Source organism: Nocardioides cremeus (assembly GCF_030518195.1).
Taxonomy (GTDB): Bacteria; Actinomycetota; Actinomycetes; order Propionibacteriales; family Nocardioidaceae; genus Nocardioides; species Nocardioides cremeus.
Map to the genome: position 1 here is coordinate 13860 of NZ_JAULSC010000007.1, position 18870 is coordinate 32729.

Sequence of the window (18870 nt, forward strand, 5' to 3'; positions counted from 1 at the left end):
ATGTCAACGACTGGTACGGACCCCCTCGTAGGCTCGACGGCGTGAGCACCCCTCCTGCCGACCTGCCCGACGCCCTGCAGCGCCTGGGCACCCGCGCACGGCCGACCTTCGGGCTCGACACCTTCGGCGACCTCGAGCTCGGTCCCGACGGGCGGGCCGTGCACGAGGCCGAGGCGATCCGCCAGGTCGTGGCCGAGGGCGTGCTCGCCGACCGGGTCGGCGTCGACTACCTCGGGCTCGGCGAGCACCACCGCGACGACTACGCGATCTCCGCGCCCGACGTGGTGCTGGCCGCGATCGCGGGGCAGACCTCGCGGCTGCGCCTGGGCACCGGCGTCACGGTGCTCTCCTCCGACGACCCGATCCGTGTCTTCCAGCGCTTCTCCACGCTCGCGGCGATCAGCGGCGGGCGCGCCGAGGTGCAGCTGGGGCGCGGCTCGTTCACCGAGTCCTTCGCCCTCTTCGGCCACGACCTGTCCGACTACGAGGTGCTCTTCCACGAGAAGCTCGACCTCTTCGCCGCCGTCCAGTCCGAGCAGCCGGTCACCTGGTCGGGCACGATCCGCCCGCCGCTGCGCGAGCAGGTCGTGCACCCGCGCACCGAGGCCGGGCTGCTGCCCGCCTGGATCGCGGTCGGCGGCACGCCGCAGTCGGTGGTGCGCGCCGCGGCGTACGGCATGCCGCTGGTGCTGGCCGTCATCGGCGGCTCACCGGCCGGGTTCACCCAGCTCGCCGACCTCTACCGGCGCGCGCTGGTCGAGTACGAGCGCCCCGAGCTGCCGATCGGCATGCACTCCCCCGGCCACGTCGCGGCCACCGACGAGCTGGCGCGCGAGCAGATGTTCCCCCACCAGGCCGCCGCCTTCACCCGCATCGGGCGCGAGCGCGGGTGGGGCCCCTACACCCGCGAGGCCTTCGAGCAGGGCGCCGGCGAGCAGGGGGCGCTCTTCGTCGGCTCCCCCGAGACCGTGGCCCGCAAGATCGCCTGGGCGGTGCGCACCCTGGGCCTCTCGCGCTTCCAGATGAAGTACGCCGTCGGGGCGCTGCCGCACGCCCAGCGGCTGGAGTCGATCCGGCTCTACGGCACCGAGGTCATCCCCCGGGTGCGGGAGCTGCTGGCCCAGGAGCGTGCCTGACCGGGCAGCCGGCCACCCCCGGTGTCGGGAAGGTGCCCAGCTGCTCGATGTCGTAGCCGTCGGGGTAGGAGCGCACCCACGGCAGGTCGGCGACCGTCTGGGCGCTCAGCCGCGCCGGGAAGCGCCGCAGCAGCCGGCCCCGGGCCCGCAGCGCGGCCCGGGAGGCGCGCTCGACCGGCCGCGCGGGTGCGGCGTACCCGAGGGCCTCGCGCAGGGGCGGGTCCATCAGGGCCCGTGAGAAGAGCTCGACGCCGCGGGCGGCGAACGAGGGCTGGAAGGTGAGCATCAGCGCCAGCGTCGAGTCGGCCACCGCGCGCCCGCCCTCGTCGGGCCCGAAGTGGGCGGCCTCGTAGTCGTCCATCAGCCGCGCGAAGCCGTCGAAGGTCTCGGGCACGTCGGGGATCGCCATGTGCCGGCCCAGGGTGCGGTAGTAGTTCACCGAGGCGCTCAGCTCGGTGGCGCTCAGGGGCCGCTTGCCGTAGTCGGCGAGCCAGCGCTGGGGCACCACCACGAAGGTGGACAGCACGTAGCGGAACTCGTGGTCGGGGATGTCGTAGGCGCGGTGCATCTGGTTGACGCGGCGGATCGCGGCCCGGGCGTCGGGGTGCTCGAAGCCCTTCAGCGAGGGCTGCTCGAGCAGCAGGGCGGTGTCGTCGTAGCGGCGCTGCACCTGCTCGGTGAACGCGCCGGTCTCGGCGAGCAGCCGACCGATCCCGGGCACGGCGTAGGTGCGGAAGAGCGCGAAGGAGAGCGCCTGGTTCATGTCCCACGGGAACTCGTGCACCACCGCGTTGCGGTAGATCTCCACGAAGTCGGTCTCGGGGTCGAGCGCCTCGTTGACCCGTCGCCAGTGGTCGCGCGGGACCCCGCCGAACCGCTTGCCCCGCCACGTGAACGACCTCATGGCCGCACGTTAGGCCCCGGGCGGGCTCCAGCCCAGCAGCGCGGCGACGTCGCGCGGCAGCTCCATCGGGCTGAAGGGCTTCGCGAGCACCCCCGCCACGGCCAGGCCGTCCCAGGGCTGGGTGGGCCCGACGTGGCTCTTGGCGGTGAGCAGGACGACCGGGATGTCGCGTGTGGCGGGGTCGTCCTGCAGGTGGCCGAAAGTCGTGATGCCGTCCATCTCGGGCATCATCAGGTCGAGCAGGATGGCGTCGGGCCGTGCGCTGTGGGCCACCTCGATCGCCTCGCGGCCGCGGGAGGCCTCGAGCACGTCCCAGCCGCCCACCTTGCTCAGCGAGAGGCAGGTGACCATGCGGACGTCGTCGTCGTCCACCACCAGCACGGTCGGCATCGTTTCCTCTCGACGGGTCGCAGCCCCCGGACGGCTGCTGTCGGAGACGATACCTGCGCCGGCATCCGGCCCGGCATCCGTGCGGCTGCCGGTCGGCGGGCCCAGGACCGGCGGGCTCAGGCCGGACGTGGCCCGTGCATCTCCACGACCGAGTAGGCCTGGGTGTCGACCTGCTCGACGGTGCAGTCGGCGTGGGAGGCCAACAGCTCGCCGATCATCGTCGAGAAGCCCAGCACCTGCTCGTTGTAGGCGCACACGTCCCAGCCGCAGACGCCCCGGGCCTCGAGGACCCGCACGATGATCTCCTCGATCATCGAGCGGAACACGTGCGTACGCCGGTGCTGCGGGGCCACGAGCGTGAAGCCGAGGTAGAAGACCGCGTCGCGGGCCGTGTGGTCGGGGTAGGCCGCCGCGAAGTACTGCGGGCTGATCCACGGCACCGTCTCGAGGTCGCGGGTCAGGGTGGTCAGCCCGACCACCTCGCCGGAGGTGTCGCGGGCGACGTACTTGAGCACCCGCGGGTCGCTCATCTCCTCCACGAACTCCTCGCGGTGCAGCACCTGGCGGGCCACCGCCCGGGTCGCCATCGGCTCGAAGGTCTCGACGTAGAGGTCGTGGAAGCGATCCACGACGTCGGGGTCGAGGGCCCGCTCGACGTCGATGGTGATGGTCAGCCCGTCCAGGGTCCGCTCAGGCACCGCTCGCCCACCCCTGCACCTCGTAGGCGGCCACGGCCAGCGCGCAGACCGGGTCGTCGACGCACGCGGCGGTCGCCACCACCGTGCTGCTCTCGACGTCGTCCCAGCCCCGGGAGGCGCACAGGTCCTCCAGGCTCAGCGTGATCTGGGTGCGCAGGGCCTCCTCGCTGCCGCTGTGGTGCTCGACGAAGACCCCCGCGCCGGTGGCCCTGTCGCGGGCCCAGCCCAGGCCGGCCCAGACGACCTCACCGTGCTGCTCGGCGCCGGCCGAGGCGAGCACGCACCACAGCCGGTCGCCGTGGTCGTGCTCGAGCGGCTCGTGCGACTCCACCACCGTGCTGCCGGGCGGCACGACCGAGGAGAGCGTGATCAGGTTGAGGTCGGCGACGCCGGCCTCGCGCAGGGCCGCGTCGAAGGCCGAGAGCCGGGTGCGACCGGTGCCGCTGCCGGTGCGCACGGTGATGCGCGGCCCGGCCGGGGCCGGGTGGGCGGAGGCGTCGGCGGAGCGGTCGAGGGGCTGAGCGGGAACCAACGGGACCTCCGAGAACATCGGGCCCGGCGCAGCAGGACGCTGCGGCCGGGTGGACGACGGGGATTGTTCCCTGGCGCTCAGCCGGACGCCGCGGTGGGTCCCCCGACGGCGACCGGCTCGGGCGCGGCCCGCAGGCACAGGTAGGCGGTGGTGCCCACGCCGACCTCGCTCTCCAGCCACACGCGCCCGCCGTGCCGCTCCACGATGCCCCGGCAGATCGCCAGCCCCAGGCCGGAGCCGCCCTCGCGGCGCATGTCGGAGGAGTCGACCTGCACGAAGCGCTCGAAGATCGTGTCGAGCCGGTCGGCGGGGATGCCGCGTCCCTGGTCGCGCACCTGGATCTCGACGTCGCCGCCGACCAGCCGGGCGTCGAGCTCGACGACCGAGCCGGGCGGGGAGAACTTGATCGCGTTGCCGACCAGGTTGGTCAGCGACTGCACGATCCGGTCGTGGTCGGCCAGGACCTGCGCCGGGCAGTCGACGTGGCGCACCAGCCGCACGTCGCGGCTCGCGGCCAGGCCCTCCATCTCGCGGTCGGCGATGGCCAGCAGGTCGGCGACGTCATGGGGCTGGACCTCCAGGGCCAGCGTGCCCGACTCGATCCGCTCGAGGTCGAGGATGTCGTTGATCATCCGGGTCAGCCGCTCCGAGCTCATCAGCGCCCGGTCGACCATCGCGGCCGCCTGCTCGGGCAGGGCACCCATGACGCCGCCGGACAGCAGGCCCAGCGAGCCCCGGATCGAGGTCAGCGGGGTGCGCAGCTCGTGGCTGACCACGGAGAGGAACTCGTTCTTGACCCGCTCGACCTCCTGGCGGGAGGTGATGTCGCGGAAGACGACCACGCCGCCCCGGACCTCGCCGCTGTCGTCGTCGACCAACGGGCTCGCGGTGATCTCGACGGGGAAGAGCTCGCCGTCGGCGCGGACGTAGCGGTCCTCCTCGCCGTTGCTGACCCGGCGCAGGAGCACCGCGTCGGCGATGTAGCAGTCCTGCGCCGGGAAGGGCCGCCCGTGCTCGTCGGGGGCGTGGAAGACGTCGTGGGCCAGCAGCCCGGTGAGGTCGTCGACGGCGTAGCCCAGCATCTGGGCGCCGGAGGGGTTGACGAAGGTGACCCGGCCGTCGAGGTCGACGCCGTAGATGCCGTCGGCGACCGAGGAGAGCAGCACCTCGGTCTCGCGGCCCATCTGGCGCAGGTCGGCGGTGCGTTCGCGCACCTGGTCCTCGAGGTTGTGCCGCAGGTCGCGGTTGTCGCGCGCGATCAGCGCCTGCCGGACCCCCGCTCCCCCGATCAGCAGGACCCACAGGAGGGCCTCGATGCTCAGCAGGCCGCCGGCGCCGTCGCCCATCACCTCGACCATCGTGGCCACCAGGAGCACGCCGAAGACCACCGCGGTGTCCCAGTCCTCCGCGCCCGCGACGCCGTCCTCGCGGGTCACGTCGCTGGCCCGGGTCGGCCACCAGGCGGCCAGGGCGAGCAGGAGGTAGCCCCCGATCCAGCCCAGGTCGAGCGGCGAGCCGAACTCGAAGGTGCCGGCGGCCACCCGCACGGCGTACCCCAGGTCGGTCATCGTGTAGACGATGAAGCCGGCCGCGACCAGACCCAGGGCGACCCGGTCGGGGCCGCGGGTGCGGCGCAGCAGGATGAGCGCGACGGTGGCCAGCACGACGTCGAGGATCGGGATCACCGCCCCGGCCAGCAGCGAGACGTTGTTTCCCGAGGCGAGCAGCTGTTCGTAGACGAGGCTGGCCGCGATCATCAGCACCGCGGCGCCCAGGATCAGCCCGTCGAGGGCCATCACCGCCAGGTCGACCCGGCTGCGGGTGACCTGGGTGAAGGTGGCCAGGCTGGCGATCGAGAACAGCAGCGCCACGGCGATCGCGACGTCACCGACCGGCGCGGTCCCCTCGCTCCCCGGGGCGCGCAGCAGCGCGGAGGCGACGTTGCCGGCGATGGCCGTCAGCCCGGCCAGCGACAGCAGCCGCCACGCACGCGCCCGGCCGCCGGTCGACCACCGCGCCCGGTTGAAGGCGCTGGCCGTGGCCAGCGCACCGGCCACGAGCAGGCCCAGCGCGCTGACGTCGGCCCGCGTGGTGGCGGGCAGTGACGAGGCGAGCAGGGCCCAGAAGAGCGAGAACAGCGCGGCCGCGACCACGGCGGCGACGACGAGGAAGCGGCGCTGGCGCCTCGCGGCAGGGGGGCCGGACGGCATGCGGGGAGACTACTGCCCGTCCGGGTCGTGGGTCTCCCGCGGGGCGGCCTGCGCCCACTCCTCGACGAGGTCGACGAGGTCGGCCACCGACTCGTACACCTCGGTGGGCCGGTAGGGGAAGGTGCCGACCTGCTCGGGCGGCGTCGACCCGCTGGTGACCAGCACGGTGCGCAACCCGGCCTCGAGGCCGGCGATGATGTCGGTGTCCATCCGGTCGCCCACCATCACGGTGGTCTCGGAGTGGGCGTCGATGCGGTTCAGCGCGCTGCGCATCATCAGCGAGTTGGGCTTGCCGACGTAGTAGGGCGCCCGTCCGGTTGCGGTGGTGATCAGCGAGGCGACGGCGCCGGTCGCCGGCAGCTTGCCGTCCTGGCTGGGCCCGCTGGGGTCGGGGTTGGTGGCGATGAAGCGCGCCCCGCCGTCGATCAGCCGGATGGCGCGGGTGATCGCCTCGAAGGAGTAGGTGCGGGTCTCGCCGAGCACCACGTAGTCGGGGTCGCGGTCGGTCATCACGTAGCCCGCGTCGTGCATGGCGGTGGTCAGCCCCGTCTCGCCGACGACGTACGCCGACCCACCGGGGCGCTGGTCGTGCAGGAACTGGGCCGTCGCCAGGGCCGAGGTCCAGATCGCCGACTCGGGCACGTCGATGCCGCTGCCGAGCAGCCGCGCGCGCAGGTCGCGCGGGGTGAAGATGGAGTTGTTGGTCAGCACCATGAAGCCGAGCCCGGAGCGCTGCAGCGCCTCGATGAACTCCTGGGCGCCGGGGATCGGCACCTCCTCGTGCACCAGCACGCCGTCCATGTCGGTCAGCCAGGTCAGCACCTCGCGGCGCGGGGCGCCCCCGTCGCGCTGGGTCTCGTCGCGGGCCACCGGGTCAGCCGTCGGTCGCGGAGGAGCTGCTCGAGGAGGCGGTCGAGGTGGGGCGCGTGGTCGGCTGCGTGGTGGCTCCCTCGAGCCGGAAGCCGACGCCGCGCACGGCCACGATCTTGTCGGTGACGCCGACGCCCTCGAGCTTCTGGCGCAGCCGGCCGATCGTGACGTCGAGGGTCTTGGTGGAGCCGTACCAGTTCTCGTCCCACACGTCGGCCATCAGCCGGCTGCGGGCGACCACCTTGTCGCGCTGGGAGGCCAGGATGTTGAGCACCTCGAACTCCTTGCCGCTCAGCGGCACCTCGCGCTCGTCGTAGTAGACCCGGCGGGCCGCCACGTCGATGCGCAGGCCGCGCTGGTCGACCGCGGCGGCGGCGGTGAAGCCGCTCAAGGTGCGCCGCAGCAGGGCTCGCACCCGGGCCTGCAGCTCGGCCAGCCCGAACGGCTTGGCGAGGTAGTCGTCGGCGCCGTAGTCGAGCCCGACCACGCGGTCGAGCTCGCCGGCGCGGGCGGTGACGATCATGATGGCGCCCTCGAAGCCCGCCTCGCGGGCCCGGCGGCAGACCTCGAGCCCGTCCATGTCGGGCAGGCCCAGGTCGAGGATCACGACGTCGGCGGGGATGCCGGCCAGGTCGTCGAGGGCGCGCTGCCCGCTGTCGACCCACGCGACCTCGTACCCCTCGCGCTCGAGGGTGCGCACGAGCGGGAAGGCGATGTCTTCCTCGTCCTCGACCACCAACACGCGCTGACCCATGCCTGGCAGCATAGGCGCACCGGCAGGTCACCGCGGGCCCAACGCCCCGGTTGTCCGCCCTGGCGACGATGGCCCGCCCGGCTCAGGACGGGTCGGCGAACAGGTCGCCGCGCTCCTCCACCCGCTCCACGACCTCCTCGAAGCGCATCTGCTCCAGCCCCAGGGGGTCCTCCGCACCGGCCTCGACCTCGGCCCACGACACCGGGGCGGCGACGTACGGCCGCTCGCGTCCGCGCAGCGAGTAGGGCGTGATGGTGGTCTTCGAGCCGGCGTTCTGCGACCAGTCGAGGAAGACCTTGCCGCCCCGGCGGGCCTTGGTCATCGTGGCGGTGACGGCGCGCGGGTGGGCCGCGGACAGCTCCTCGGCGACCTGCTTGGCCAGCTCGGTCGACTCCGCCGGTGGCAGGCGTCGCGGCAGCGTGGCGTAGAGGTGCAGCCCCTTGCTCCCGCTGGTCACCGGACGGGCCACCAGCCCGCGCTCGGCGAGCCGCTCGCGCACCAGCAGCGCCACCTGGCAGCACTCGTGCAGGCCGGCCGGGTCGCCGGGGTCGAGGTCGATGACGATCCGGTCGGCGTTGCGGGGCCGGCCGTTGCGCCCCACCCGCCACTGGTGCACGTGCAGCTCGAGCGCCGCGAGGTTGGCCAGCCAGGTCAGGGTCGCCAGGTCGTCGACGACCGGGAAGACCAGGCGGTCGCCGTGCCGCGACTCCCCGCGGCTGCCGGTGGTGGGCACCGAGACGGTGCGCACCCACGACGGCGTGCCGCTCGGCGCGTTCTTCTCGAAGAAGCTGCTGCCCCCGGTGCCGTGCGGCCACCGGATGCGGGTCACCGCCCGGTCGGCCAGGTGCGGCAGCAGGGTCGGGGCGATGCGGGCGTAGTACTGCAGCACCTCGCCCTTGGTGGTGCCGGTGGCCGGGTACATCACCTTGTCGAGGTTGCTGATGCGCAGGGTGCGGCCCTCGACGTCGACCAGCACCTCCTCGCCGGCCATCAGGACTGGTCCCGCAGGTCGTCGGGCGACAGGTCGTCGCGCAGGCCGCGGTACGACGGCTGGCGCAGCCGGGCGTGGCCGGTGCCGTGGGTGTCGACGTCGACGACCAGCACCGGCTCGAGCCAGTGCGTGCCGCGGGCGTCGACGCCGGGCACCTCGTCGGCGAACGGGCTGTCGGCGCGGCCCAGGCCGGCGACCAGGTCGGTGAGCTGGCGCGAGACCCGCCCGCCGATGCCGCTGCCGACCCGCCCGCGGTAGGCGAGCCCGTCGGGGGTGGGCTCCCCCACCAGCAGCGCCGCCAGCCGGTCGCTGCTGCCCTCCTGCGGGCGCCAGCCGCCGACCACGTAGGAGCGGCGGTGCCGGTGGGCCAGCTTGAGCCAGTGCGGGCTGCGCCGCTCGAAGGTGTAGCGCGAGTCGAGCCGCTTGCTGACGACGCCCTCGAGGCCCTGCTCGAGGGTCGCGGCGTGCAGCATCGCCCCGTCGTCGTACGCCGCCGGCACCTGCCAGCGGCCGAGGTCGAGGTCGGCGAGCCGGGCGCGCCGCTCGTGCAGCGGCAGGTCGGTGAGGTCGGTGCCGTCGAGGCGCAGCAGGTCGAAGACCATGAACGTCGCCGGCAGCGACCCGGCCAGCCGCTCGGCGGTGCGCGCGCGGCGTACGTGCAGGCGCTCCTGGAGCACCCGGAAGTCGGGCACGCCCGCCTCGTTGAGCACGATCACCTCGCCGTCGACGAGCAGGTCGCGCGCACCGACGGGGCTGTCGACCACGTCGGGCCACGCGACGCCGACCTCGTTGGCGTTGCGGCTCCACAGCCGGGCGGTGCCGCCGTGCGCGGCGGACAGGTCGGCGAGGATGCGCACGCCGTCCCACTTGACCTCGTGCGCCCACTCGGGGCCGGTGGGCAGGCTGCTCGCCTTGGTGGCGAGCATCGGGCGCAGCGGTGGCACGGGCCCCATCCTGCCCGAGCCGGGCGGTGACGGCGCCCACCCGGGCGATGACGACCGGGCGTCCCACCCGTCACACTGGTGGGGCGCCCGGGCGGGCGCACGTCGACGAGGAGGATTGTGATGCGCGCGATCTGGAAGGGTGCGGTGTCCTTCGGGCTGGTCAGCGTGCCGGTCAAGCTCTACTCGGCGACCGAGTCGCACGACGTGTCCTTCCGTCAGGTGCACGCCAAGGACGGCGGCCGCATCCGCTACCAGCGGGTCTGCTCGATCGACGGCGAGGAGGTCCCCTACGCCGACATCGCCAAGGGCTACGAGACCGAGGACGGCGAGATGGTCATCCTCGACGACGACGACATGGCCGAGCTGCCGTCGACGTCGTCGCGCGAGATCGCGGTCGAGAAGTTCGTGCCCTCCGACCAGATCGACCCGATGCTCTTCGAGAAGAGCTACTACCTCGAGCCGGAGAAGTCCGGCGCCAAGCCCTACGCGCTGCTGCGCCAGGCGCTGATCGACGCCGACCGTATGGCCGTGGTCACCGTCGCGCTGCGCCAGCGCACGACGATCGCGGTGCTGCGGGTGCGCGACGACGTGATCGTGCTGCAGACGATGATGTGGCCCGACGAGATCCGCACCCCCGACTTCTCGGTCGAGACCGGCGAGGTCAAGGACGCCGAGGTCAAGATGGCCACGATGCTCGTCGACACCCTCGCCGGCGACTTCGACGCCTCCGAGTTCGAGGACGACTACGCCGCGGCCGTCGAGATGATGGTCAAGGCCAAGATCGAGGGCGGCGAGATGAAGCGCACCCCCACCTCGACCAAGTCCTCCGGCGAGGTCGTCGACCTGCTCGCGGCCCTGCAGCGCTCGGTCGACGCCGCCAAGTCGGGTCGTCGCGAGAGCGACGACGACGCCGACTCCGATGCTGGCTCCGACGACGCAGGGGACGAGAAGGAGTCGAGGTCCGGCAAGGGCGCCGCGAAGAAGGCCCCCGCCAAGAAGAGCACGGCGAAGAAGAGCACCGCCAAGAAGTCGGCCTCGAAGAAGGCTCCCGCCAAGAAGACCGCGGCCAAGAAGTCGACCGCGAAGAAGTCGGCGGCCAAGAAGGCCAGCTGAGCCCGCGGGAGTTTCATCGGCCGGCCCTACCTGTCACTCTGCTTGTGAGTCAGTCGTCTCCGTCTAGGAGTTGATCGACTTGCCCATCGAAGGCGTTTACAGCACCGAGGAGCAGCGTGCGCTGGTCTATGAGTATCTGCAGGTCCCGCACGGCGGTAAGGCGGCCTTCCTCGAGGCCCACGGGCTCAAGGTCGACAGGTTCAGGCGCTGGCGCATGCAGGTCCTCGCCGACACCCTGGAGCATGGATTGGTGCCGAGGTCGGGAGGTCTGGTGAGCGTGGATGAGGCCCGTTTGCTGAAACGGCTGCTGGAGGAGAACGCCGCGCTGCGCGAGCAGTTAGCCGCACGCGATGTGGCCCACGAGCAAGAGGTCGCCGAACGCGACGAGGAGTTGGCTCGTCAGCGGCGGGCGGTCGATGCGCTGGGAAAAGCTATCGAGATCTTGCATCCAAGCGGCGACAGCAAGAGCTCCGAGTCCGATCCTCCCGCCGCCCGGCCCCCCACCCAGGAGTAGCCCCAGGCGCTGGGGTCGTGGCGGTGCTAGAGGTGAGCGCGGCGCTGGTCACGGCGTTGATCGGTGCGGGGTTCTCTCAACGCGCCGCGCTCGAGCTGGCCGGGGTGTCACGCTCGACGTGGCACTACCGCACCCGGCCGCGCGTGGCAGTTGTTGACCCGATGCCGCACGCGAAGCGCCGCTCGGCCTCGTGGCTCAGCGCCGAGGAGCGCGAGCAGGTCACCACCAAGCTCCAGGCAGCTTTCGCCGCGAAGAAGTCGGTCTACCAGGCCTACTACGACGCACTCGATGCCGGCGACCCGGTCGCCTCGTTGGCCACCTGGTACCGCATCGCTCGCACCATCACCCAGGCCCACCGTCCGGTACGACGCACCCGCAAGCACCGCGCATCCGCGATGCCCAGCCTGCTGGTCACCGGCCCCGACCAGGCATGGTCCTGGGACATCACCCACCTCAAGGGCCCCTACCGGGGCGTGAGCTACCAGCTGTACCTGGCACTCGACGTCTTCTCCCGCATGGTCACCGGCTGGCGGGTCGAGACCCGCGAGGACGACCAGATGGCCGCCGAGATGTTCGAACAGGCCTTCCAGGTCCGCGGCGTGCTGCCCCGCATCGTGCACTCCGACGGCGGTGCCGCAATGACCTCACGCACCCTGGGCGACCTCTTCGCCGACCTGGGCATCACCACCTCGCGGAACCGGCCCCGGGTGTCGAACGACAACCCCTACTCCGAGGCGCTGTTCAAGACCGCGAAGTACACCCCGCACTACCCGGCCCACTTCACCGACCTCGACCACGCCCGCACCTGGACCCGCGACTTCGTCGAGGACTACAACCACCGTCACCACCACGTCGGACTCGAGGGCCACACACCCCACGACGTCCACCACGGCACCTGGGTCCAGGTCCACCACCAGCGCGTGGCCACCATGACCGCGATCTATCAGGCGCATCCCGAGCGCTTCAGCACCCGACCCCGGACCCGCACCCCCATGGCCCAAGTGGCCATCAACCACCCCACCACCGACGAGCGACTCCAAACAGGTTGACAGGTTCCGGGCCGATGGATCTCCTGGGTGGCCGATGAAGTTTTATCGGCCCGGCGGGAGCTCTATCGGGCGCCCGATGAAACTCCTGGCGCCTGGCTGGACCTTCGGTCAGGTGGCGACAGGTTCGTCGGGTACCCGATGGATCTTCGGGGCTGCGGCGGCGGCGGGGGCGGGGTCGGCGGTGCGGGCGGCGGCGGAGTCGGCGAAGGCCCGGTCGGCGCGGGCGAAGAGCACGTCGGTGAGCCGGGGCGCGACCAGGTTGAGCACCTCGCCGACGTTGCCGGCCAGCGTGCTGACCAGCACCGGTCGCTCCTCCATCGCGCGTACGACGCGTGCGGCGGCCTGCTCGGGGCTCGCGCCCCGCCCGGCGTAGGCCTCGGTGGGCGCGGTCATCGCCGTCTCGACCAGGCCGAAGCGCATCGAGGTGAAGGTGACCCCGTCGGCCCAGGTCTCCCGGCCCGCGACCCGGCTCCAGGCGTCGAGGGCGGTCTTGGAGGCGATGTAGGCCGAGAACTTCGGCGCCTTGAGCTGCACGCCCCACGTCACGATGTTGACCACGTGTCCCGAGCCGCGCTCGCGCATCGAGGGCAGCAGTCCCATCGTCAGCCGCACCGGGGCCAGGAAGTTGATCGCCATCGTGCGCTCCACGTCGTGGAAGCGACCGCCGCTCAGCGCCAGCGAGCGGCGGATCGAGCGCCCGGCGTTGTTGACCAGCTGGTCGACGTGCCCGTGCTCGTCGAGCAGCCGAGCGGCCAGGGCGTCGACGGCCGGGCCGTCGGTGAGGTCGCAGGGGTAGGTCGTGGCGCGCCCACCCTGCTCGCGCACCCGGGCGGCCACGTGCTCGAGCTCGTCGGCGCGGCGCGCCACGAGCAGCACGTGGGCGCCGGCGGCAGCAGCGGCGTACGCCGTGGCCTCGCCGATGCCGGAGGAGGCGCCGGTGATCACGACGTGCGCGCCGTGCAGCGGGCTGGGCCGCCCGGTCAGGGGCCGCGCGAGACGGTCGAGGCGGGCCAGCGGGGTGCTCAGCAGGTTCATGCGCGTTCCCATCGGAAGAGACGGGCCGCCACGAGGGTGACGACCACGGCGAAGAGGGCCAGCACGCCGATCGGTGCGAGCGCGGCCGACGGGCCCTCGCCGCGCACCATCACGTCGAGCATCCCCTCGTTGAGGTGGCGCAGCGGCAGCGCCTGCGACACGTTCTGCAACCACTGGGGCGCGCCGTCGAGCGGGAAGAACGAGCCGCTGAGGAAGGCCATCGGCAGCACCACGAAGTTGGCGGCGTTGACCGCGCCCTCGGTGCTGCGGGTGACCGCGCCGGCCAGCAGGCCCAGCGCCATGAAGCTCAGGGTGCCGGTGACCAGCAGCGGCACCGCCATCCACCACGACCCGGTCAGGGAGAGCCCGAAGAGGGCGGTGCCGAGGCCGAGGAAGATCGCCATCTGCACCAGCGCGATCACCAGGGTCACGCTGACCCGGGCGCCCACGACGGTGCGGGTCGCGACCGGGGCCAGCTGCAGCCGGCGCAGCAGCTTCGACTGCCGCCAGCCCTGCAGCGTCGCGGCGGCGCCGAACGCCGCGCTCATCGCCACCGCCCAGCTGAGCAGGCCGGGGGTGACGAACTGGATGGCGCTCAGCGACTCGTCCTCGACCTGCTCGACGGCGAGCGCGTACGGCGGCGCGCGGCCGGCGTCCTGCGCGAGCAGCGCGACGTTGGTGCCGTCGACGAAGGCCCGCAACGAGCCCTGGGTGACCGCCGCGGCGACCTGGTCGGTGAGCGTGATGTGGGCGACCAGCGTGTCGTCGCGCATCTCGACCGCCACGTCGGCGTCGCCGCTGCGCACCTGCTCGAGGGCCGTGTCGAGGTCGTCGTTGCGGGTGACGGTGAAGGTGTCGTCGAAGGCCTCCTGAGCGCCCTCGGGCAGCTCCTGGAGGACCGGCACGTCGCCGACCTGCACCATGTCGAGCTCGGAGCGGGTCTGGTCGGAGAAGATGCCGCCGAAGAGCACCAGGAACATCAGGGGGAAGACGAGCGAGAAGAACACCGACGCCTTGTCGCGCGCGAAGCCGCGCACGATGGCCAGGGAGAGCGCCCAGAACTGCCTCATGCGCGGTACTCCCGTCCGGTGAGGGTCAGGAAGACGTCCTCGAGGGTGCCGGTGTGCAGCTGCACCCCGTCGAGCAGGTCGAGCTCGGCGAGCCGGCTGACCACCCGGGCGGGCTCGCGGGTGACCAGCACGGTGCCCTCGACGCCCACCTCCGCGTCCTCGACCCCGTCGATGGAGCGGCCGGCGGCCCGGTCGACCAGCCCGGGGGCGACGGTGATCCGCGTCGGCGCGTCGAGGCCCCGGACCAGCGCGGCCGGGCTGTCCATCTCGAGGATCCGGCCGTGGTCCATGATCGCCACCCGGTCGCACAGGGTCTCGGCCTCGTCCATGTGGTGGGTGGTGAGCACCACGGTGCGACCCGACTCGTTGAGCCCCGACAGCAGGTCCCAGAGGTTGCGCCGCGCCTGCGGGTCCAGCGACGCGGTCGGCTCGTCGAGGAAGAGCACCTCGGGGTCGTGCACCAGCGCGCAGGCGATCGAGAGCCGCTGGGCCTGGCCACCGGACAGGTCCTCGACCCGGGTGCCGGCCTTCTCGGCGAGGCCCACCCGCTCGAGCCAGTCGTCGGCCTCGCGCGCGGGGCGGGAGTAGAGCGCGGCGAAGGTGTGGATCTGCTCGCGCGCGGTGAGCCGCTCGAAGAACGACGACGCCTGCAGCTGCACGCCGATGCGCGGCAGGAGCGCCGCGTTGCGCGGCCACACCGGCTCACCCAGCACGGTGGCGCTGCCCGACGTGGGACGCCGCAGCCCCTCGACCATCTCCAGCAGCGTGGTCTTCCCGGCCCCGTTGGGGCCCAGGACGCCGACGAACTCCCCCTCGGCGACCTGCATCGAGACGCCGTCCACGGCCGTCAGCGGGCCGTAGGTCATCGTCAGGTCGACCGTCTCGATCGCTCCCATGCCCCGGACCCTAGTACGCCGCCGAGGGACGCGGCCGACTAGGCCAGCGAGGCCTGCCAGGCCTCGTGCAGCGCCGAGAACCGGCCCTCGCCGGCGGCGACGAGCTCCTGCGGGCTGCCGTCCTCGACGACCTGTCCGTGCTCCATCACCAGCACCCGGTCGGCGATCTGCACCGTGGAGAGCCGGTGCGCGATGATCACCGCGGTGCGCCCGGCCAGCACCGTGTGCAGCGCCTGCTGGACCAGCCGCTCGGAGGGCACGTCGAGCGAGGAGGTCGCCTCGTCGAGGATCAGCACCGCGGGGTCGGCCAGGAACGCGCGGGCGAAGGCCACCAGCTGTCGCTGGCCGGCCGAGAGCCGTCCGCCCTGGTTGGCCACGTCGGTCTCGTAGCCGTGCGGCATGGCGGCGATGAACTCGTGGGCGCCGAGCGCGGTGGTGGCGGCCACGACCTCCTCCATCGTCGCCTCGGGCCGCCCGAAGCGGATGTTGTCGGCGATGGTGCCCGAGAACAGGTAGTTCTCCTGGGTCACCATCACCACGTGGTCGCGCAGGGTGTCGCTGGCCAGGTCGCGCACGTCGACCCCGTCGAGCAGCACCCGCCCGGCGCTCGGGTCGTAGAAGCGGGTGGCCAGCTTGGCCAGGGTGGTCTTGCCGGCCCCGGTGGTGCCGACCAGCGCGACGGTCTGGCCCGCGGGCACGACCAGGTCGAGGCCGGGCAGCACCGGGCGGCCCTCGACGTACTCGAAGCGCACCGCGTCGAAGCGCAGCTCCCCCGCCGCCTGCTCGAGCGGGCGGGGCTCGGCCGGCTCGGGCACGTCGGGCTCCTGCTCCAGCACGCCGGCGAGCTTCTCCAGCGCCGCCGAGGCGGACTGGAAGGTGTTGTAGAACTGGCTGATCTCCATCATCGGCTCGAAGAACTGGCGCAGGTAGAGCAGGAAGGCGGCCAGCACCCCGACGGTGACCTCGCCGCGGTAGGCCAGGTAGCCGCCGTAGAGCAGCACGACCGCGATGGTGATGTTGCCGATCAGCCGGATGCCGGGCATGAACCAGGCGACCAGGCGGAAGGCGACCAGGTTGGCGCGGCGGTACTGGTCGTTGACGTCGTCGAAGATGGCCTGGTTGCGCTCCTCGCGACGGAAGGCCTGCACCGCGCGCACGCCGCCCATCGACTCCACGAAGTGCACGATGACCAGCGCGACCTTCTCGCGGGTGACCCGGTAGCTGCTGGCCGAGGCCTTGCGGAACCAGTTGGTCAGCAGCGCCAGGAACGGCCCGCACAGCAGCGCCACCAGCCCCAGGCGCACGTCGAGGAAGAGCAGGATGCCGGCGGTGCCCACGAGCGTGAGCGCCGCGGTGACCAGCCCGTCGAAGCCGGTCTCGAGCATCTCGTGGATGGCGTCGACGTCGCTGGTCTGGCGCGAGATCACCCGCCCCGAGGTGTAGCCGTCGTGGAAGGCCGGGCTGAGGGCCTGGAAGTGGCCGAAGACGCGGCGGCGCAGCGCCAGCAGCACGTCCTGGCCGACCACCCCCTGGCGCACCAGGAAGCGGTTGCGCGCCACCGCCTGGGTCAGCGTGGCCAGCAGCACCGCGCCGACCACCATGAGCAGGGTGGACAGGTCGTCGCGCTCGCGGATGGGCGGGATGCCCGAGTCGATGCCGACCTTGACCAGGTAAGGGATCGCCAGGCGCGCGGCGTTCTCGACGAGCACGATGAGCACCAGGACCTGCAGGGCGCGGCGGTAGGGCGTCAACAGCTCGCGCAGCAGGCGCCCCGCGCCGCCGCCCAGCGAGCCGGCGGTCAGCCGCTCGGCGGCCTCGTCGGCGTCGACCTGCGCCTCCCCGCGCCACGAGCGCGACGTCTGCTCGCTCATGCGGGCACCTCCGCGTTCTCGTCGCCCGCGAGCAGGTCGCGGTACGCCGGCACGGTGGCCAGCAGCTCGCGGTGCCCGCCCACGTGGGTGATCTTGCCGTCCTCGAGCAGCGCGACGCGGTCGGCGAGCTGCACCGTGGAGGCCCGGTGGGCCACGACGATCGCGGTGGTGGAGGCCAGCACCCGGCCCAGCGCCTCCTCGACCAGCGCCTCGGTGTGCACGTCGAGGGCCGACAGGGTGTCGTCGAGCACCAGCACGTGGGGGCGGGCCAGGACCGCGCGGGCCAGCGCCAGGCGCTGCCGCTGGCCGCCCGAGAGCGCCATGCCCTGCTCGCCGATGCGGGTGTCGAGGCCCCAGGGCAGGTCGTGGACGAAGCCGGCCTGGCTGATCTCGAGCGCCTCCTCGATGTCGACCTCGCTGGCGTCGGGGCGGCCCAGGGTGAGGTTCTCGCGGGCGCTCATCGAGAACAGGGTGGGGTCCTCGAAGGCGGTCGCGACCAGGCTGCGCAGGTGCTCGATGCGCAGCTCGCGCACGTCGACTCCGTCGAGGAGCACCCGACCGGCCGTGACGTCCCACAGCCGGGGCACCAGCGCGGTCAGGATCGTCTTGCCCGAGCCGGTGGCGCCGACCAGGGCGATCGTCTCGCCCGGTCGCACGTCGAGGTCGACGCCGCGCAGCACCGGCTCGTCGGGGGCGTCGGGGAAGGCGAAGTGCACGCCCTCGAGGCGCAGGTGGCCGCGGGGTTCGGCGATCTCGCGCTCGCCGCTGCGGATCGCGGGCTTGGTGTCGTAGATCTCGAGGATCCGTGCCGACGCGGTCATCGCCTCCTGGGCCATCGCCAGGATCACCCCCAGCGAGGAGACCGGCCAGACCAGGCTGAGCATCAGGGTGATGAAGGCGACCAGCTCACCGATGGAGAGCTGCCCGCGCCCGACCCCGATCGCGCCGAGCAGCAGCACGACCACGACGGCGACGTTGGGGATGACCTCGAGGAAGGTCCAGAACTTCGCCGAGAGCCGCGCCTTGTCGACGCTGGTGGCGTGCAGGCGCCGGGCGGCGACGTCGTAGAGCTCGCCGACGTGGGTGCTGCGCCCGAAGGACTTGATCACCCGGATGCCGACGGCGCCCTCCTCGGCCAGCGTCGCCAGGTCGCCCTGCTCGTCCTGGACCTGGCGCGAGATGACGACGTAGCGCTTCTCGAAGCGCATCGAGAGCCACACGATCGGCACGGCGGCGGCGGCCACGACCAGGCCCAGCGGCCAGTACATGTGCAGCAGCACCGCGGTGGTGGCCACGAGCTGGACGACGTTGATGAGCAGGAAGAGCAGGCCGAAGCCCGAGAACCGGCGGATCGCCGCCAGGTCGGTGGTCGCCCGCGAGAGCAGCTGGCCCGAGCCCCAGCGGGCGTGGAAGGCCATCGGCAGGCGCTGCAGGTGGGCGTAGAGGTCGCGCCGCATCGTCGTCTCGAGCCCGAGCACGGCGTTGGACTGCACCCACCGGCGCCAGAACACCAGCACCGCCTCGAGCACGCCGAGCAGCAGCGCCAGGCCGGCCAGCGGCAGCAGCGCCCCCAGGTCGCGGTCGGTCACCGGCCCGTCGATGATCGCCCGGGTCACCAGCGGGATGCCGATCGCCAGGGCGACGCCACCCAGGGAGGCCACCAGCATGATCGCCAGCGAGCCGACGTAGGGGCGCAGGTAGCCGCGCAGGCGCCACAGCGAGTGCACGCCGGCGGCTGGCGGCCGGTCCGGGTCGGGACCGAGCTGATCGGCGCTGCTGGGAGGTCCGAGAGTGGTTGACATCGGCGACGATCCTAGGCCTCGCCGCCGACACCCCTCACCTCCGTTTCCTCACCCCCGGGGCCGCGGGACGGACCACAACAGGGCTCGACCG

18 protein-coding genes are annotated in these 18870 nt (G+C 72.6%); 4 read left to right on the forward strand and 14 right to left on the reverse strand.

Annotation, left to right across the window (positions count from 1 at the left end; all coding sequences use genetic code 11):
- The first annotated feature begins 41 nt into the window (after window positions 1-41).
- A complete protein-coding gene (locus QWJ41_RS09075; RefSeq protein WP_302707484.1) occupies window positions 42-1136 on the forward strand; it encodes an LLM class flavin-dependent oxidoreductase in 1095 nt (364 codons plus the stop codon).
- On the opposite strand, the gene QWJ41_RS09080 is transcribed toward QWJ41_RS09075, so the two are convergent.
- From QWJ41_RS09080 to ligD (QWJ41_RS09120), 9 genes are all read right to left on the reverse strand, one after another.
- The gene (locus QWJ41_RS09080) at window positions 1093-2040 is read right to left on the reverse strand and encodes an oxygenase MpaB family protein (RefSeq protein WP_302707486.1); all 948 of its coding nucleotides are present in this window, start codon (window positions 2038-2040) and stop codon (window positions 1093-1095) included. The genes QWJ41_RS09075 and QWJ41_RS09080 overlap by 44 nt on opposite strands.
- 9 nt (window positions 2041-2049) lie before the next feature.
- Window positions 2050-2430, reverse strand: coding sequence for a response regulator (locus QWJ41_RS09085; RefSeq protein WP_302707488.1), 381 nt, complete (start codon window positions 2428-2430; stop codon window positions 2050-2052).
- Window positions 2431-2546: 116 nt separating this feature from the next.
- Complete coding sequence (locus QWJ41_RS09090; protein WP_302707490.1) at window positions 2547-3128, reverse strand: hypothetical protein; 582 nt, start codon at window positions 3126-3128, stop codon at window positions 2547-2549.
- Window positions 3121-3678: a pyruvoyl-dependent arginine decarboxylase gene (locus tag QWJ41_RS09095; protein ID WP_302707491.1), complete on the reverse strand. Its 558-nt coding sequence runs from the start codon at window positions 3676-3678 to the stop codon at window positions 3121-3123. Before QWJ41_RS09095 ends, QWJ41_RS09090 begins: the two co-directional genes overlap by 8 nt.
- A gap of 59 nt (window positions 3679-3737) precedes the next feature.
- Window positions 3738-5870 (reverse strand): ATP-binding protein, encoded by a 2133-nt coding sequence (locus tag QWJ41_RS09100; protein WP_302707493.1) that lies wholly within the window; start codon window positions 5868-5870, stop codon window positions 3738-3740.
- A gap of 9 nt (window positions 5871-5879) precedes the next feature.
- Window positions 5880-6671: an HAD-IIA family hydrolase gene (locus QWJ41_RS09105; protein ID WP_302707770.1), complete on the reverse strand. Its 792-nt coding sequence runs from the start codon at window positions 6669-6671 to the stop codon at window positions 5880-5882.
- A 73-nt stretch (window positions 6672-6744) separates the two neighbouring features.
- Window positions 6745-7494 (reverse strand): response regulator transcription factor, encoded by a 750-nt coding sequence (locus QWJ41_RS09110; RefSeq protein WP_302707495.1) that lies wholly within the window; start codon window positions 7492-7494, stop codon window positions 6745-6747.
- An 82-nt stretch (window positions 7495-7576) separates the two neighbouring features.
- On the reverse strand, window positions 7577-8485 hold the full coding sequence (gene ligD / locus QWJ41_RS09115; RefSeq protein ID WP_302707497.1) for a non-homologous end-joining DNA ligase: 909 nt from the start codon (window positions 8483-8485) through the stop codon (window positions 7577-7579).
- The gene (gene ligD / locus QWJ41_RS09120; RefSeq protein ID WP_302707499.1) at window positions 8485-9429 is read right to left on the reverse strand and encodes a non-homologous end-joining DNA ligase; all 945 of its coding nucleotides are present in this window, start codon (window positions 9427-9429) and stop codon (window positions 8485-8487) included. The genes ligD (QWJ41_RS09115) and ligD (QWJ41_RS09120) overlap by 1 nt, the downstream gene beginning before the upstream one ends.
- A 120-nt stretch (window positions 9430-9549) precedes the next feature.
- Here ligD (QWJ41_RS09120) and ku point away from each other — a divergent pair, with 120 nt between their 5' ends.
- From ku to QWJ41_RS09135, 3 genes are all read left to right on the forward strand, one after another.
- The gene (gene ku, locus QWJ41_RS09125) at window positions 9550-10542 is read left to right on the forward strand and encodes a non-homologous end joining protein Ku (RefSeq protein WP_302707501.1); all 993 of its coding nucleotides are present in this window, start codon (window positions 9550-9552) and stop codon (window positions 10540-10542) included.
- 79 nt (window positions 10543-10621) lie between these two features.
- Complete coding sequence (locus QWJ41_RS09130) at window positions 10622-11056, forward strand: hypothetical protein (RefSeq protein WP_302707502.1); 435 nt, start codon at window positions 10622-10624, stop codon at window positions 11054-11056.
- Window positions 11057-11079: 23 nt separating this feature from the next.
- On the forward strand, window positions 11080-12105 hold the full coding sequence (locus QWJ41_RS09135) for an IS3 family transposase (protein ID WP_302707504.1): 1026 nt from the start codon (window positions 11080-11082) through the stop codon (window positions 12103-12105).
- A gap of 108 nt (window positions 12106-12213) precedes the next feature.
- On the opposite strand, the gene QWJ41_RS09140 is transcribed toward QWJ41_RS09135, so the two are convergent.
- The 5 genes from QWJ41_RS09140 to QWJ41_RS09160 are packed head-to-tail and all read right to left on the reverse strand — an operon-like array spanning window position 12214 to window position 18779.
- Window positions 12214-13140: an SDR family NAD(P)-dependent oxidoreductase gene (locus QWJ41_RS09140; protein ID WP_302707505.1), complete on the reverse strand. Its 927-nt coding sequence runs from the start codon at window positions 13138-13140 to the stop codon at window positions 12214-12216.
- Entirely contained in the window at window positions 13137-14210 is a 1074-nt protein-coding gene (locus QWJ41_RS09145) for an ABC transporter permease (RefSeq protein WP_302707507.1), read from the reverse strand. The genes QWJ41_RS09140 and QWJ41_RS09145 overlap by 4 nt, the downstream gene beginning before the upstream one ends.
- A complete protein-coding gene (locus QWJ41_RS09150) occupies window positions 14207-15106 on the reverse strand; it encodes an ABC transporter ATP-binding protein (protein WP_302707509.1) in 900 nt (299 codons plus the stop codon). Before QWJ41_RS09150 ends, QWJ41_RS09145 begins: the two co-directional genes overlap by 4 nt.
- A gap of 38 nt (window positions 15107-15144) precedes the next feature.
- Entirely contained in the window at window positions 15145-16977 is a 1833-nt protein-coding gene (locus QWJ41_RS09155) for an ABC transporter ATP-binding protein (protein WP_302707510.1), read from the reverse strand.
- On the reverse strand, window positions 16974-18779 hold the full coding sequence (locus tag QWJ41_RS09160) for an ABC transporter ATP-binding protein (protein ID WP_302707511.1): 1806 nt from the start codon (window positions 18777-18779) through the stop codon (window positions 16974-16976). Before QWJ41_RS09160 ends, QWJ41_RS09155 begins: the two co-directional genes overlap by 4 nt.
- Between the last annotated feature and the right edge of the window lie 91 nt (window positions 18780-18870).

What these genes read in the sequence shown, in the direction of transcription:
- QWJ41_RS09080 (WP_302707486.1), bottom strand. Translation starts at nt 2,040, where the DNA reads ATGAGGTCGTTCACGTGGCGGGGCAAGCGGTTCGGCGGGGTCCCGCGC.
- QWJ41_RS09085 (WP_302707488.1), bottom strand. Translation starts at nt 2,430, where the DNA reads ATGCCGACCGTGCTGGTGGTGGACGACGACGACGTCCGCATGGTCACC.
- QWJ41_RS09095 (WP_302707491.1), bottom strand. Translation starts at nt 3,678, where the DNA reads ATGTTCTCGGAGGTCCCGTTGGTTCCCGCTCAGCCCCTCGACCGCTCC.
- QWJ41_RS09100 (WP_302707493.1), bottom strand. Translation starts at nt 5,870, where the DNA reads ATGCCGTCCGGCCCCCCTGCCGCGAGGCGCCAGCGCCGCTTCCTCGTC.
- QWJ41_RS09105 (WP_302707770.1), bottom strand. Translation starts at nt 6,671, where the DNA reads ATGGACGGCGTGCTGGTGCACGAGGAGGTGCCGATCCCCGGCGCCCAG.
- QWJ41_RS09110 (WP_302707495.1), bottom strand. Translation starts at nt 7,494, where the DNA reads ATGGGTCAGCGCGTGTTGGTGGTCGAGGACGAGGAAGACATCGCCTTC.
- ligD (WP_302707497.1), bottom strand. Translation starts at nt 8,485, where the DNA reads ATGGCCGGCGAGGAGGTGCTGGTCGACGTCGAGGGCCGCACCCTGCGC.
- ku (WP_302707501.1), top strand. Translation starts at nt 9,550, where the DNA reads ATGCGCGCGATCTGGAAGGGTGCGGTGTCCTTCGGGCTGGTCAGCGTG.
- QWJ41_RS09140 (WP_302707505.1), bottom strand. Translation starts at nt 13,140, where the DNA reads ATGAACCTGCTGAGCACCCCGCTGGCCCGCCTCGACCGTCTCGCGCGG.
- QWJ41_RS09145 (WP_302707507.1), bottom strand. Translation starts at nt 14,210, where the DNA reads ATGAGGCAGTTCTGGGCGCTCTCCCTGGCCATCGTGCGCGGCTTCGCG.
- QWJ41_RS09150 (WP_302707509.1), bottom strand. Translation starts at nt 15,106, where the DNA reads ATGGGAGCGATCGAGACGGTCGACCTGACGATGACCTACGGCCCGCTG.
- QWJ41_RS09155 (WP_302707510.1), bottom strand. Translation starts at nt 16,977, where the DNA reads ATGAGCGAGCAGACGTCGCGCTCGTGGCGCGGGGAGGCGCAGGTCGAC.
- QWJ41_RS09160 (WP_302707511.1), bottom strand. Translation starts at nt 18,779, where the DNA reads ATGTCAACCACTCTCGGACCTCCCAGCAGCGCCGATCAGCTCGGTCCC.